This window comes from Nonomuraea sp. NPDC051191, from assembly GCF_044455665.1.
In the GTDB taxonomy this organism is placed as follows: domain Bacteria; phylum Actinomycetota; class Actinomycetes; order Streptosporangiales; family Streptosporangiaceae; genus Nonomuraea.
In genome coordinates this window covers 309,827-323,345 of record NZ_JBITEZ010000009.1, presented here as the reverse complement: position 1 = coordinate 323,345, position 13,519 = coordinate 309,827, and the positions used below count along the sequence as shown (strand labels likewise).

At 73.2% G+C, this 13,519-nt stretch carries 14 protein-coding genes; 8 read left to right on the top strand and 6 right to left on the bottom strand.

What is annotated here, in order from left to right; translation table 11 throughout:
- The first annotated feature begins 3 nt into the window (after positions 1–3).
- Positions 4–1,134, top strand: coding sequence for a 1-acyl-sn-glycerol-3-phosphate acyltransferase (locus ACIA8R_RS26975; protein ID WP_397041044.1), 1,131 nt, complete (start codon positions 4–6; stop codon positions 1,132–1,134).
- On the opposite strand, the gene ACIA8R_RS26970 is transcribed toward ACIA8R_RS26975, so the two are convergent.
- Positions 1,104–2,603, bottom strand: a complete 1,500-nt coding sequence (locus ACIA8R_RS26970; protein ID WP_364092193.1) for a cobyric acid synthase — start codon at positions 2,601–2,603, stop codon at positions 1,104–1,106. The genes ACIA8R_RS26975 and ACIA8R_RS26970 overlap by 31 nt on opposite strands.
- A 148-nt stretch (positions 2,604–2,751) precedes the next feature.
- Between ACIA8R_RS26970 and ACIA8R_RS26965 the strand changes: the two genes are divergently transcribed.
- Positions 2,752–4,062 (top strand): MFS transporter, encoded by a 1,311-nt coding sequence (locus ACIA8R_RS26965; RefSeq protein WP_397041042.1) that lies wholly within the window; start codon positions 2,752–2,754, stop codon positions 4,060–4,062.
- Here the strand turns inward: ACIA8R_RS26965 and ACIA8R_RS26960 are convergent.
- On the bottom strand, positions 4,059–4,934 hold the full coding sequence (locus tag ACIA8R_RS26960) for a diacylglycerol kinase family protein (protein WP_364092191.1): 876 nt from the start codon (positions 4,932–4,934) through the stop codon (positions 4,059–4,061). The two genes, ACIA8R_RS26965 and ACIA8R_RS26960, sit on opposite strands and share 4 nt — an antisense overlap.
- 64 nt (positions 4,935–4,998) lie before the next feature.
- Here ACIA8R_RS26960 and ACIA8R_RS26955 point away from each other — a divergent pair, with 64 nt between their 5' ends.
- Genes ACIA8R_RS26955 through ACIA8R_RS26945 form a run of 3 tightly spaced genes read left to right on the top strand, consistent with a single transcriptional unit; the run spans position 4,999 to position 7,968 of the window.
- Positions 4,999–6,561, top strand: coding sequence for a phospholipase D-like domain-containing protein (locus ACIA8R_RS26955; RefSeq protein ID WP_357704989.1), 1,563 nt, complete (start codon positions 4,999–5,001; stop codon positions 6,559–6,561).
- A complete protein-coding gene (locus ACIA8R_RS26950) occupies positions 6,558–7,283 on the top strand; it encodes a phosphatase PAP2 family protein (RefSeq protein WP_357704987.1) in 726 nt (241 codons plus the stop codon). The genes ACIA8R_RS26955 and ACIA8R_RS26950 overlap by 4 nt, the downstream gene beginning before the upstream one ends.
- Entirely contained in the window at positions 7,270–7,968 is a 699-nt protein-coding gene (locus ACIA8R_RS26945; protein ID WP_364092187.1) for a phosphatase PAP2 family protein, read from the top strand. Before ACIA8R_RS26950 ends, ACIA8R_RS26945 begins: the two co-directional genes overlap by 14 nt.
- A 23-nt stretch (positions 7,969–7,991) precedes the next feature.
- Here ACIA8R_RS26945 and ACIA8R_RS26940 read toward each other — a convergent pair whose 3' ends face one another.
- Positions 7,992–9,167 (bottom strand): acyl-CoA dehydrogenase family protein, encoded by a 1,176-nt coding sequence (locus tag ACIA8R_RS26940; protein WP_357704983.1) that lies wholly within the window; start codon positions 9,165–9,167, stop codon positions 7,992–7,994.
- A gap of 116 nt (positions 9,168–9,283) precedes the next feature.
- On the opposite strand from ACIA8R_RS26940, the gene ACIA8R_RS26935 reads away from it, so the two are divergent.
- Positions 9,284–10,165, top strand: coding sequence for a DNA-3-methyladenine glycosylase family protein (locus ACIA8R_RS26935; protein ID WP_397041040.1), 882 nt, complete (start codon positions 9,284–9,286; stop codon positions 10,163–10,165).
- Positions 10,166–10,196: 31 nt separating this feature from the next.
- Here the strand turns inward: ACIA8R_RS26935 and ACIA8R_RS26930 are convergent, their stop codons facing one another.
- The gene (locus ACIA8R_RS26930; RefSeq protein ID WP_357704978.1) at positions 10,197–11,120 is read right to left on the bottom strand and encodes a TIGR03620 family F420-dependent LLM class oxidoreductase; all 924 of its coding nucleotides are present in this window, start codon (positions 11,118–11,120) and stop codon (positions 10,197–10,199) included.
- 94 nt (positions 11,121–11,214) lie between these two features.
- Here ACIA8R_RS26930 and ACIA8R_RS26925 point away from each other — a divergent pair, with 94 nt between their 5' ends.
- Positions 11,215–11,760, top strand: coding sequence for a helix-turn-helix domain-containing protein (locus ACIA8R_RS26925; protein ID WP_364092181.1), 546 nt, complete (start codon positions 11,215–11,217; stop codon positions 11,758–11,760).
- Positions 11,761–11,830: 70 nt separating this feature from the next.
- Here ACIA8R_RS26925 and ACIA8R_RS26920 read toward each other — a convergent pair whose 3' ends face one another.
- Together ACIA8R_RS26920 and ACIA8R_RS26915 are read right to left on the bottom strand one after the other, a co-directional pair.
- The gene (locus ACIA8R_RS26920) at positions 11,831–12,490 is read right to left on the bottom strand and encodes a TetR/AcrR family transcriptional regulator (protein ID WP_397041038.1); all 660 of its coding nucleotides are present in this window, start codon (positions 12,488–12,490) and stop codon (positions 11,831–11,833) included.
- Complete coding sequence (locus ACIA8R_RS26915) at positions 12,483–12,821, bottom strand: hypothetical protein (RefSeq protein ID WP_364092177.1); 339 nt, start codon at positions 12,819–12,821, stop codon at positions 12,483–12,485. Before ACIA8R_RS26915 ends, ACIA8R_RS26920 begins: the two co-directional genes overlap by 8 nt.
- A gap of 80 nt (positions 12,822–12,901) precedes the next feature.
- Between ACIA8R_RS26915 and ACIA8R_RS26910 the strand changes: the two genes are divergently transcribed.
- Positions 12,902–13,366, top strand: a complete 465-nt coding sequence (locus ACIA8R_RS26910; RefSeq protein ID WP_397041037.1) for an AAA family ATPase — start codon at positions 12,902–12,904, stop codon at positions 13,364–13,366.
- Positions 13,367–13,519: the final 153 nt, after the last annotated feature.

Sequence of the window (13,519 nt, the reverse complement as noted above, 5' to 3'; positions counted from 1 at the left end):
CCGATGCTCCCGCCGCGGATCGTGCGCCGGATCATCCTCGCGCCGCTCGTGATCGTGGTCACCGTGCTCGTGCTGGTGACGCTGCCGTTGTGGCTCCTGGTCACGTTCGGGGCCTCCTTGCGGCTGCCGCCGCCGCAGCGCAGGGGGCTGCGGTTCGTCTGGTTCGGGGCGGCCTGGCTGACGCTGGAGTCGGCGGTGCTCATCGCCTGCCTCGGGCTGTGGCTGTCGGGGGCGTTCGGCCGGGCCCGGCGCCAGGAGCGGCACTACGCGCTGATCCGCTGGTTCCTGTCGAAGGTCTACGCGGTGGCCGTGCGGATCTTCAGGCTGACCCTGGTCGTCGAGGAGCCGCCGCCGACCCCGCAGGAGCGCGCCGCCCGGCTGAGCCGCCCGGTCGTGGTGCTCTCCCGGCACGCCGGGCCGGGCGACTCCTTCCTGCTGATCTATCTCCTGCTGTCCCGGTACGAACGCCGCCCCCGGATCGTCATGAAGGCCGCCCTCCAGTACGACCCCTCGCTCGACGTCGTGGTCAACCGGCTGCCGAACGCCTTCGTGCCGCGCCGGTCCGGCCGCGAACGGGTGGTCGCGGAGATCCGGCGGCTGGCGACGACCATGGACGACCACGACGCGCTGGTGATCTTCCCGGAGGGCGGCAACTTCACCCCGCGCCGGCGGCGGCTGGCGATCCGGCGGCTGGAGGAGAAGGGGCTGGCCGAGGAGGCGGAACGGGCACGCGGCATGGACCACCTGCTGCCGCCCCGGCCGAACGGCGCCATCGCCGCGATCACCGCCTGCCCGGAGGCCGACGTGATCTTCGTCGCCCACACCGGCCTGGACGACCTCGTCACGATCGGCGACGTGTGGCGCAGGCTGCCGTACGCGGCGCGGATCACGGCCAAGTGGTGGCGGGTGCCGGCGGCCGAGGTGCCCCGGGACCGGGAGAGCCAGGTCCGCTGGCTGTACTCCCACTGGGAGGAGATCGACGCCTGGATCACCGCCCAGCGTTCCACGCGGGACGGGGAAACGCCGCCGGACCGGGAAACGGCCCGGGATCAGGAGGCGCCACCGGATCAGGAAGTGGTGCCGGATCAGGAAGTGGTGCCGGATCAGGGTGAGGGGGCGCCCGGCGGCAGGTAGGGGACCGGGGCGGGGCCGTCGCGCAGCAGGCCCAGCAGGGCGTCGGTGTCGAGGTTCTCCTCGATCAGGTCGCCCAGGGCGTCGAGGCGGGCCTCGCGCAGACGGGCGAAGTCGGTGTCCGGGGCGGGGACGAAGGCGCGCCCGGCCCGGTCGGCGACGTCGGCCAGGAACGCCCGCCGGAAGGCGTCGTTCTCCAGGGCACCGTGCCAGGTGGTGCCCCACACGTCGCCGGCGCGGCAGCCGTCCAGGAAGGGTTCGCCGCCCTCGACCGTCGCCCGGCCGTGGTGGATCTCGTACGCGCTGACCGGCTCCCCGTAGGCCCGCCCGACCGGCCGTCCGAGCCGCTTGTCCGGCGCGAACTCGACCCGCACGGGCAGCAGCCCGAGCCCGTCCACCCGGCCCGCCCGCGACTCCACCTCGTCCACGATCTCCCGGCCGAGCATCTGGAACCCGCCGCAGATCCCCAGGACGGGCCCGCGCCGGGCGAGGAGGGCATCGGCCAGGCCGGTACGCCGCAGCCAGGCCAGGTCCTCGACCGTGGCCCGCGAGCCCGGCAGCACCACCAGGTCGGCGTCGTCCAGCTCGACCGGGTCGGTCACGAAGCGCACCACCACACCGGGCTCGGCGGCCAGCGCGTCCAGGTCGGTGAAGTTCGAGATGCGCGGCAGCCGGACGACCGCCACGCGCAACGTCTGCCTGCCCAGTGGCCGGCCGGTCGCGACCCGGCGGGAGTCCAGCGCGAGGGAGTCCTCGACGTCCAGCCAGAGGCCGTCGAGCCAGGGCAGCACGCCGTACACCGACCGGCCGGTGAGCTTCCTGAGCATGTCGAGGCCGGGTTCGAGCAGCTCGCGGGCGCCCCGGAACTTGTTCACGACGAAGCCGGAGACGAGGGCCTGGTCGGCCGCGTCCAGCAGCGCGACCGTGCCGTGGAAGGCGGCGAACACGCCACCCCTGTCGATGTCGCCGACCACGACGACGGGCAGCCCGGCGGCCCTGGCCAGGCCCATGTTGGCGATGTCGCCGCGGCGCAGGTTGATCTCGGCGGGGCTGCCGGCGCCCTCGCAGATCACCACGTCGTACCGGGCGCGCAGCCGTTCCAGGGAGGCGAGGGCGGTGGTCCGCAGGAGGTCCTTCAGCGCGCCGTACTCCATGGCGTCCACGTCGGCGACGGGCTCGCCCAGGAGCACGACCTGGCTGCGGCGGTCGCTGCCCGGCTTCAGCAGGACGGGGTTCATGTCGGCGACCGGTTCGAGCCCGGCGGCCTGGGCCTGCATGGCCTGGGCGCGGCCGATCTCGGCGCCGCCGGCGGTGACGTAGGAGTTCAGCGACATGTTCTGGGCCTTGAAGGGCGCCACGCGCACGCCCTGACGGGCCAGCCAGCGGCAGATCCCGGCGGTCACCACGCTCTTGCCCGCGTCGGAGGTGGTGCCGGCGACCAGCATCGCCCCGGTGAGCCGCGCAGCGTTCATGCAGATCACCGTACATGAGCCCCAAACTGCGAAATTTCCCAGAAAACGGCCATTTACGAATCGTGTGACTTCTGCCACTCTGTCTAGAACGTTCGCCTAGAACAGCATTCTAGATTTTCCTACTGGAAGGGTGAGCATGGTCAGGACGTTGGGATCGCCGCGTGCCGGCGCCATCGACGCGCAGACCCGGGCGCCGTTCGGCTGGGCGCCGCTGGTCGTGCTCTTCATCGTCGGACTCGTGGACCGGATCGAGTACAACCTGCTGTCGGGGGTGCTGCCGCTCGTCCAGAAGGAATGGGGGTTCAGCGACACCGCCGCGGGCTCGATCCCCACCGCCGCGGCGCTCGCGGCCGCGATCGTCTCCCTGCCCGCGGGCTTCCTCGCCGACCGGTTCAGCCGTACGCGGATCATCGCGGTGGTCGTCCTCCTGTGGGCCGTCGCCACGCTCGGGTCGGGCCTGGCCACCGGCTTCGTGATGTTCTACCTGATGCGGGTGCTGCTCGCGGCGGCCGAGAACATCGACAACCCGGCGGCCGGCAGCCTGCTCGCCGACTACTACCCGCCGGTCAGCCGGGCCAAGGCGTACGGGCTGACCCGCGTCACGACCTATCTCGGCGGCGTCGGCACGCTACTGGGCGGCGTGCTGGCCGAGGCGTACTCGTGGCGCACCGCGTTCCTGGTCATGGTGGTGCCCGGCGTGCTCACGGCGGTGCTCTGCTGGTTCCTGCGCGAGCCGGGCCGCGGCGACCTGGACCGGATGGTGGCCGGAGCCGCCGTCGAGCCGCCCGCAGCCCGGCCCGCGACGCCCAAGGCGCCCTTCTGGCAGCAGTTCGGGCAGGTCATCCGCATCCCGACGCTGCTGTTCGTGTGCGCCGGGCTGGGCCTGCTCACCCTCGGCCTGGCCGGCATCTTCTACTGGCTGCCCACCCTCATGGTCCGCGAGTACGGCGTCGGCGTCGGCGCCGCCGGCTCGCTGAGCGGCCTGATCACCATCGCGGGAACGCTGGCCGGCACCCTGGTCGGCTCCTGGCTGGGCCGCCGGTGGCACGGCACCCGCAAGGGCGGCAGGCTGCTGGCCGGCGGCGGCGGCATCACGGCGGGCGCGGCGGTGCTGGCCGGGGCGCTCGCCATGGACTCGATCGGCCCGATGACCGCGCTGGTCCTGCTGGCCTGCTCGCTGATGTCGATCGCGATCCCGAACATGACGGCCTGCCTGGCGGACGTCGTCCCGGCCGCGGCGCGCGGTCTCGGCTTCGCCGTGCTGCAACTGCTGATCACGGCGGCCGGGGCGTTCGGCTCGCTCGTCGTCGGCATCGCCTCCGACCGGTTCGGCTCGCTGATCGGCGGCATGTACCTGCTGGTCGTCCCCATGATCGTGGGCGGCCTCCTGACGCTCGGCGCCCGCGCCTCCTTCGAGCGCGACGCCGGGCGGGTCATGGACGCCGCCCGCGCGGGCTAGGGCAGGCAGACGGTCAGCGCCCCCGGGGCCACCTCGGCTTTGAGCTTGGTGGTGGCCTCGCGGTCGCCCCCGTCCAGTTCGTACGTCAGCGGCGACCCGAACCGGGCCGTCACCTTGCGCGCCCGGGTGATGCGCACGAACGGCGAGTCCTCCGACCGTCCGGCGGCCATCTTGCCCATCACCCTGGCCCACTGGATGGGCCCCTTGGCCGTGGACAGCCCGACCTCCAGCCAGCCGTCGTCCGGCCGGGCGTCGTCGAACGCCTCGATCCCGCCGGCGATCGTGCCCACGTTGCCGAGCAGCAGGCAGCTCGCCTCGCCCTCGAACCAGGTGACCCCGTCGACCTTGACCTTCATCGGCACCAGGGGCCCGCCGACGTGCCGGACGGCGGCCTTGACGTAGCTGAGCCTGCCGAACTTCCGCTTGGCCTTGCCGTCGGCCTCGGCGATCATCTCGGCCTCGAACCCGGCGCCGGCCATGACCGCGAAGTGCTCGCCGTTGAGCAGCCCGAGGTCCAGCTGGGCGCGGCGGCCCTCGAAACCGATCCGTACGGACTCCTCCAGGTCGGTGGGGATGCCCAGGTTGCCGGCGAACAGGTTGGCCGTGCCGGCGGGCAGGATCGCCATCGGCACGCCGGAGCCGGCCATGGCGTCGGCGCACCGTTGCACCATGCCGTCACCGCCCCAGACGAACACCTGCTCCGCGCCCGCCTCCAGGGCCTTGCGCACCTTCTTGGGCGCCTTCTTGCTCTTGGGCACCTCGTGCCAGATCAGCTCTCCGACGTCCCGCTCGGTGAGCAGCACGCGCAGCCGGTCCAGCCCGGCGCCGAGGATCTTCTTCTGATGTGCGACAACTGCGATTGTGGGGGACACTCCTCCCGCACTACCCGTGGTTTGCGGGGTTATGAATGGCTTTCATGCGGGTAGCGGTGGCCGAATGCGCATCCAGGACTGGTTCCTCACCGAGGAGGAACGCGACAACCGGGCGACCGGGCTCGACGCCTGGTCCAGCGGCAACGAGGTACGCCCGCTCATCCACGGCGCCACGTACTTCGCCGAGCTGAACAGCCGCCTGGCGGCGCTGCGCAAGGACGACCTGCTGCTGTTCGCCGACTGGCGGGGCGACCCCGACGAGCGGCTGACCGACGACGGGCCCACGGTGAGCGCGGCCCTCGGCGCCGCGGCCGAGCGCGGCGTCATCGTCAGGGGCCTCATCTGGCGCTCCCACCTGGACCGCCTGCGCTTCAGCGCGGCCGAGAACCGGCACCTGGGCGAGAAGATCGAGAACGCGCACGGGCAGGCGATGCTCGACACGCGGACCAAACCGGGCGGCTCGCACCACCAGAAGTTCGTCATCCTCCGCCACGACCGCGACCCCTCGGCGGACGTGGCCTTCGTCGGCGGCATCGACCTGTGCCACAGCCGCCGCGACGACGCCGAGCATCTGGGCGACCCGCAGTCCTGCCCGATGCCCGACGTGTACGGCCCCCGCCCGCCCTGGCACGACATCCAGCTCGCCATCCACGGCCCGGCGGTCGCCGAGGTGGAGAAGACCTTCTGCGAACGCTGGGAGGACCCGGCCCCCGAGACCAGGGACCCGCTGCGCCGCCTGCGCGACCATCTGAGCAGGCTGGACGACGCTCCCCCGCTGCCCGACCCGGGCCCGCCGCCCCCGCGCGCCGGCACGCACCACGTGCAGCTCCTGCGCACCTATCCGGCCCGGCACAGCGCGTACCCGTTCGCGCCGGACGGGGAGCGCAGCATCGCCCACGCCTACCACAAGGTGCTCGGCAGGGCCCGGTCGCTGGTGTACCTGGAGGACCAGTACCTGTGGTCCACGGACGTGATCGAGCCGTTCGCGCAGGCGCTGGAGCGCGAGCCGGAGCTACGGATGATCATCGTGGTCCCGCGCCACCCCGACCAGGACGGCTGGCTGGCCGGCCCGGCGAGCCTGATCGGCCGGGTCGAGGCGCTGAACCGGCTGACGAGCGCCGGCGGCGACCGCGTCGCGATCTACGACCTGGAGAACCACCAGGGCACCCCCGTCTACGTGCACGCCAAGGTGTGCGTGGTGGACGACGTGTGGGCCTCGGTCGGGTCGGACAACGTCAACCTGCGCTCGTGGACCTACGACTCGGAGCTGAGCTGCGCCGTCCTGGACGAGCGGGAGGACCCGAGGCCGCCGCACGGCGCCCTGAGGTTCGCCCGCGACCTGCGGCTGACGCTCATGTCCGAGCACCTGGACGAGGAGTCCGAGGCCGGCCGGGACGAGCTGTGCGACCCGGTCGCCGCGTTCGACGCCTTCGCCGGGTCGGCGGCCCGGCTGGAGGACTGGCACTCCTCCGGCTGCCGGGGACCGCGCCCGGCCGGCCGGTTACGCCCGCACCCCGCCCCCACGCTGTCCAGGGTCCGCAGGGCGATGGCCATGCCGCTCTACCGGTTCGCCGTCGACCCCGACGGCCGGCCGCCGGAGCTGCGGAGATCGCGGAGGTTCCGATGAAGACGTTCCTGCTCCACAGGCTGGGGCCGCGGATGACGGTCGCGGCGTTCGCCGTCGCGCTCATCATGATCCCGTTCTCCCTGCTGCTCGTCGTGGCCAAGATGCCGCTCAACGAGCTGGACGCCGGAGCGGCCCGCGAACTGCACGAGTACGCGCTCGCCCACCCCGGCGTGACCCGGGTGCTCATCGTCTGGACGGACCTGTTCGGCCCGTGGCCGTGGCGGATCGCGGTGGGCGCGTTCACGGTCTGGCTGCTGATGCACGGCAGGCGCAGGCTGGCGCTGTGGGCGATCACGACCGTGACCGCGGGCGGCCTGATCGGGCTCGGCCTCAAGATCCTCGTCGCGCGGGTGCGGCCGCACCTGCCCGACCCCGTCGCCCTGGCGCCCGGCGACTCCTTCCCCTCCGGCCACGCGGTCAACGTGACCCTCGGGGCCGGGGTCGTCACCCTGCTCCTGCTGCCGATGCTGCCCCGGTGGGGGCGGCGGCTCGCCTGGGTGCTGGCCTGGTTCGTGGTGGTCTCGGTGGGCTTCACCAGGATCGCCCTCGGCGTGCACTGGGTGAGCGACGTCGTGGCGGGGATCGTGCTGGGCGTGGCGGTGATCGCCGCGACCGCGGCGGCGTTCGAGACGTGGCGGCGCGACACGGGCCGCAGGCCCACCGCGCCGCTGTCGGAAGGTATGGAACCCGAACCGGTGAAGGTGCCCGATGAGCAAAGCTGAGCATGTCCGGTACTACGCGCTGTCGCTGGTGTTACCTCTGGTGCTGATGGGCGCCGTCTCGTACGGCATGGGGCTGCTCATCGTCGGCGTCCCCCAGCCCGGCGACGTGGCCGTGAGCAAGGAGTTCGCCTCGATCCGCACGTCGCTGTGGAACACCCTCACCGACTACGGCACCAGCCTGTCGGACACGCCCTACGTGGTGGCGTTCACGGCGGTGGCGGTGATCCTGTTCCGGCTGGTGTACAAGCGCTGGCGGGAGTCGTTCTTCATGATCGCCGCGGTCTGGGGCCAGTCGCTGGTCTTCCTGGCGACCACCGAGCCGGTCGGCCGCAGCCGCCCGCCGGTGCACCACCTCGACCCCGCGCCGCCGACCTCCAGCTTTCCGTCGGGACACGTCAGCGCCGCCGTCGCGTTCTACTGCGGGCTGGCGCTGGTGCTGACGACGCACGTACGCAACCGGGCGCTGCAGGTGGTGATCTGGACGATCGGGATCGCGGCCCCGCTGATCGTCGCCTTCTCCCGGCTCTACCGCGGCATGCACTTCTTCTCGGACGTGACCTGGGGGCTGCTGCTCGGGGTGTTCTGCGTGGTGGTGGCCGCGCGGTCGATCCTCTACCGGACCTGGGACACCCGGCAGGCGGCCGTGAAGGGCGACCGAAAGCGTCCCGCCTCCGTCCACGACTAGCGCGGGTCGGCTCGCCGGCCGGGTCAGACGAAGGCCCCGATCCCCGTCACGGCCCGGCCGACGATCAGGGTGTTGATCTCCCTGGTCCCCTCGTAGGAGTAGATCGCCTCGGCGTCGGCGACGAACCTGGCGATGTCGTGGTCCAGCAGGATGCCGTTGCCCGCCAGCAGCTCCCGCGCCCACCCGACGACCTGGCGCATCTGCGTCGTGCAGTACGCCTTGGCCAGCGCCGAGTTCTCGTCCCGGTAGATCCCGGCGTCCTGGAGCTGCGCCAGGCGGACGACCATGCCGAAGCAGGCGGTGGCGTTGCCCAGCATCCTGACCAGCAGGTCCTGCACGAGCTGGAAGGAGCCGATCGGGCGGCCGAACTGCTCGCGCTCCTTGGCGTAGGCCAGGGCGATCTCGTACGCGGCGATCATGATGCCGACCGCCTGCCAGGCGACCCCGCTGCGGGTGCGGCGCAGCACCCTGGCGGTGTCCCGGAAGGAGCCGGCCTCCTGCAACCGGTCGGACTCGGGGACGCGGCAGCCGCGCAGCGTGATGTCGGCGTTCTGGACCGTGCGCAGGGCCATCTTGTTCTCCATCTTCGTGGCGGTGAAGCCGGGGGCGCCCTTCTCCACCACGAAGCCCTTGACACGGCCGTCGTCGGCGTCGCGTGCCCAGACGACGACGAGGTCGGCGAACGTGCCGTTGCCGATCCAGCGCTTGGCGCCGTCGAGCACCCACGTGTCGCCCTCGCGCCTGGCCGTCGTGCGCAGGCCGCCGGCCACGTCGGAGCCGCCGGTCGGCTCGGTCAGCGCGAACGCGCCGATCTTCTCCATCCTGCTCATCGCGGGCAGCCAGCGCCGGCGCTGCTCGGCCGAGCCGCACTCGGCGATGCTGCCCATGGCCAACCCGGTGTGCACGCCGAAGAACGTGGCCATCGAGGCGTCGGCGTGCGCCATCTCCAGGGCGAGGAAGCCGCTGAGCAGGCCGCTCGGCCGGGGCCCGGGGCACTCGGGGTGGGCCAGGCCCGCGACGCCGAGGCCGGCGTAGCCCTTCACCAGCTCGACGGGGAACTCCGCGCGCACCCAGCAGTCGTTCGCGACGGGCACGACCTTCTCCCGCAGGAACGCGCGCACCCGCAGCAGGATCTCGCGCTCGTCGGCCGAGAGCAGGTTCTCGAACTCGTAGAAGTCCCCGGTCAGCAGCTCGGACATGACCTCGTGTCCTTCCTCGGGCCGGCGCGGCGGGCTCTGTCCCAGCGCCCTACCCTGCGCGCCGGAGGCCACACGGACGGTCAGCCGGGTACGCCGCGCCGCTTACCATACGGCCCATGACCACCCACGGATTCACGCTCACCGCGGAGGGCCCGTTCGACTTCGGCGCGACGCTGCGCTTCGTCGAGGACTGGCCGGCCACCAGCGCGCTGCCCTCCGACGGCCGGGCGCTGCGCTTCGCCTACTGCGCCGAGTCCGACTGGCTGCCGATCGGGGTGAGCGTGACCGCCGCTCCCGGCGGCGTCGCCGTCACCACCACCCGCGCCCCCGGCCCGGCGATCCGGGGCGAGATCGCGCGCATCCTCTCCCTCGACGTGGACGCCGGCGGCTTCGCCGAGCTGGGCGAGGCCGACCCGGTGCTCGGCGACGTGCAACGGCACCGCCCGGGGCTGCGGCCGGTGTGCTTCTGGAGCCCGTGGGAGGCGGCCTGCTGGGCGGTGATCGTGCAACGCTCGTCGATGCTCGTCGCCTCGCGGATCAAGCAGCGCATCGCCGACCGCTACGGCGCGGCCGTCACCGTGGACGGGCAGGCGTACCAGGCGTTCCCGCCGCCGGTGAGCCTGGTGGACGCGGGCGGGCTCGGGCTGCCGGCGCAGAAGGAGGAGTGGCTGCGCGGGCTGGCCAGGGCGGCGCTCGACGGCGTGCTCACCACCGAGCACCTGCGCTCGCTCGCCCCCGAGGACGCCCTGGCCGAGCTGCGCGCGCTGCCCGGTGTGGGGCCGTTCTCGGCCGGTCTGATCCTGATCCGCGGGGCGGGCGCGCCCGACGCGTTCCCCGGCGACGAGCCCCGGTTGTTCGGGATCCTGCGCGAGGCGTACGGGCTGCCCGAGGACGCCCCGGCGAGCGCCTACCGCCGGATCGCCGAGTCGTGGCGGCCCTACCGGTCGTGGGCCTCGTTCCTGTTCCGCGCCACCGGCTACCGGGCCGCCGCGGACTGAACCCGTTGGCCGCCGGCGCCGAGCACGACGCTCACAGGGACGTCAGGGCGGCCAGTTCGCGCCACTCGGGCAGGGGCGGCTCGCCGGGGCGGTCGGTGAGCACCTGGAGGCACACGTGGTCGGCGCCCGCGTCGAGGTGGGCCCGTACGCGCTTCTCGATCGCCTCCACGTCGCCGTGGGCCACGATCGCGTCCACCAGCCGGTCGCTGCCGTGCTCGATCTCGTCCTCGCCGAAGCCGAGCCTGCGCAGGCTGGCGGCCTGGTGAGGGGCGCCGGTGCGGTAGAAGAAGACGTGCTCGGCGGCCAGCTCACGGGCCCTGGCCGGGTCGGGGTGCAGCACGACGGCCTGCTCGACGGCCAACAGGGCACCGGGGCCCATGGCCTGCCTGGCCCGCGCGGTGTGCTCGACCGGCACGAAGTACGTGTGCGCCCCGAGCGTGCGCCTGGCCGCCAGGTCCAGCATCTTCGGGCCGAGCGCGGCCAGCATGCGGCGCGGCGCGCGCTCCGGGGCCGGCGAGTTCAGCGGGACGGCGTCCATGGCGTCGAGGTAGCCGCCCATCGTGGTCACCGCCCGGCCGAGGCTGGGGATCGCGTAGCCGTCCATCTGGATCGGCCCGTCGCTGATGCGGTGGCCGCCGAGGCCCAGGACGTACCGGCCGGGGTGGGCCTCGTTGAGCGCCCGTTCGGCGGCGGCCATGCTGATCGGGTCGCGCAGGGCGATGTTGGCGATGCCGGCGGCCACCGTGATCCGCCTGGTCGCCGAGAGCAGCAGCCACGACTGGCTCACCGAGTCGCGGCCGAACCCCTCGCCGAACCACAGCGCGCCGTAACCCAGCTCCTCGATCTCGGCCGCGCCGTCGCGCAGCTCCCCGGCCGGACGGTCGTCGAAGGCGAACGTCCACAGGCCCACCTTGCCCAGGCGGGGGCCGTCGTCGTGGTGGGGGTTGTCGGTCATGGGTCACACCGTCCCGTCTATTCGGAGAGCCTCTCCGGTTACGTCGGGGACTATAATCGGAGATGTTCTCCGATTCAACCCGCGGGAGTGTCCAGTGCCGGCACGGGCGATGCGCGCCGATGCGCGCCGCAACTACGACCAGTTGGTGGCGGCGGCCATCGCCGTGGTCGCCGAGGAGGGGCCCGACGCCTCGCTCAACGAGATCGCCCGGCGGGCCGGCGTCGGGGCGGGCACGCTCTACCGGCACTTCCCCACGCGCGAGGCGCTGCTCGTGGCCGTGTTCGAGGGGCGGCTGGCCCGGCTGTGCGCACGGGCGGAGGAGGCGGGCGAGGAGCTGCCGCCCGGCGAGGCGCTGGTGGCCTGGCTGCGGTCGCTGGTCGCGCACGCGATGACCGACCGGGGGCTCGGCGCGCGGATGATGCTCACCCAGGACGGCGCGGGGGTCGACTGCTGGGCGATGTTGCGCGCCGCCGCCTCGCGGCTGCTGCGGCCCGCCCAGGAGGCGGGGGCCGTACGCGCGGACGTCGAGGTGTCCGACCTGGTGGAGCTGGCCGCGGGCATCGCCCAGGCCACCCCCGACCCGGCCCGCGCCGACCGCCTGCTCACCCTCATCCTGGACGGCCTGCACCCCCGCCCCTGACCGCCCCTGACCGCGCCCGACCACCGCACGCCCGACCACCGCACGCCCGACCACCGCACGGCCATCCCGCTCAGCGGACAGCGGTCATGGACGCCGTGAACGCGGACATCCCGGCGGCCCAGGCGGCTTCGACGTCCGCGCCGGGCAGGAAGCGGCCGTCGAGTTCGAGCACCACCAGGCCGTGGGCCAGCCCCCAGACGGCACGCGCGGCGGCCTCGCCACGCACGATCCGCGCCAGCGGCGCCGCGGCCCGCTCCTCCACCCCGGCGGGCAGCAGGTCACGCGGCAGCGGCCCGGCGCTCATCAGGCGGTACAGATGCGGATGAGCCAGCGCGTACGCCCGATAGGCCCGCCCGAGAGCCCCCAAGCCGCCCCCGCCCCCGCCGCCGTCACGCTCGCCACCCCCACCGCCGTCACGCTCGGCGCGCTCGCCGCCGTCACGCTCGCCACCCCCGCCGCCGTCACGTTCGGCGCGTTCGGCGCGTTCGGCGCGTTCGGCGCGTTCGGCGCGTTCGGCGCGTTCGAGGGCGACCGCCAGTTCGGTCAGGGCGATGGCGATGAGCTCGGCCTCCACGGCGGACTTGTCGGGAAAGTGCTTGTAAAGGGACGGCGCCCGGATCCCCAGCCGCGCGGCCAGCGCGCGCATCGTCAGCGCCTCCGCCCCGCCCGCCTCGACCAGCTCGCGCGCCGCCGCGACGATCTGCCCGGCGCGCGGCGACAGGTCAGCCACGCGCGCTCCTCGGCCCGTGACCCAGGAACCGGGCGACCGCGACGTACGTCATCCAGGCCAGCCCCGCGGTGAAGACCGGCACCCAGCCCAGCGGCGAGACCGAGTAACCGACCAGCACGGCCAGCGGGATCCACGGGCGGTGAGCGAGGTCGTGCAGCACCGCAGGCCCGCGGAACCTGGTCGCGTACGGCGCCAGCACGAACAACGCCGAGCTGACCGGCGTGACGCCTCCGTACTTGGCCACCTCGAAGACGAGGAACGCGAGGCAGAAGGCGGCGAGCAGCGCCCACCCGGAACGGCCGGCCACCCGCCTGACGGTCACTGCGGTCATGATGTCCTCCTCGGCTAACAGCGTTAGCCACACTCTAGGCTAACGACGTTAGCCTGTCCAGGGAGCAATAGGGTGGAATCATGATCGATCGGGAGGTGGCCGTACTCATCGGCCTGCAGGCCTCCGGCAAGTCCACCTTCTACCGGCGCTGCCTGGCCGCCACGCACGCACACGTGAGCAAGGACGACTTCCCCAACGCGCGCCGCCGTCAGCACCGCCAGCTCCGGCTGATCCGCGAGGCGCTGGAGGAGGACCGGAACGTGGCCGTGGACAACACCAACGCCTCGCCCGAGGAGTGGCAGCCGCTCATCGTGGCCGGCCGGGAGCACGGCGCGCGGGTGGTGGCCTACTGGTTCCCGCCCAATGTGAAGGCGTCCCTCCAGCGCAACGCCGAGCGCCTGGGCCGGGCGCGGGTCCCGGAGGTGAGCCTCTTCGCCACGCTCAGGCGACTGCGCCGCCCGCGCGCCTCCGACGGCTTCGACGCCGTCTACGCCGTGGAACTCGACGGCCGCGGCGGCTTCCTGGTCCGCAAACAGGAAGGCTGAGCGGCCGCGGCCCGGCCCGCCAGGCGCGGGCCGGTCCTTCAGGCACGGGCCGGTCGGTCAGGCACGGGCCGGTCGGTCAGGCACGGGCCGGTCGGTCAGGCACGGGCCGGTCGGTCAGGCACGGGCCGGTCGGTCAGGCACGGGCCGGTCGGT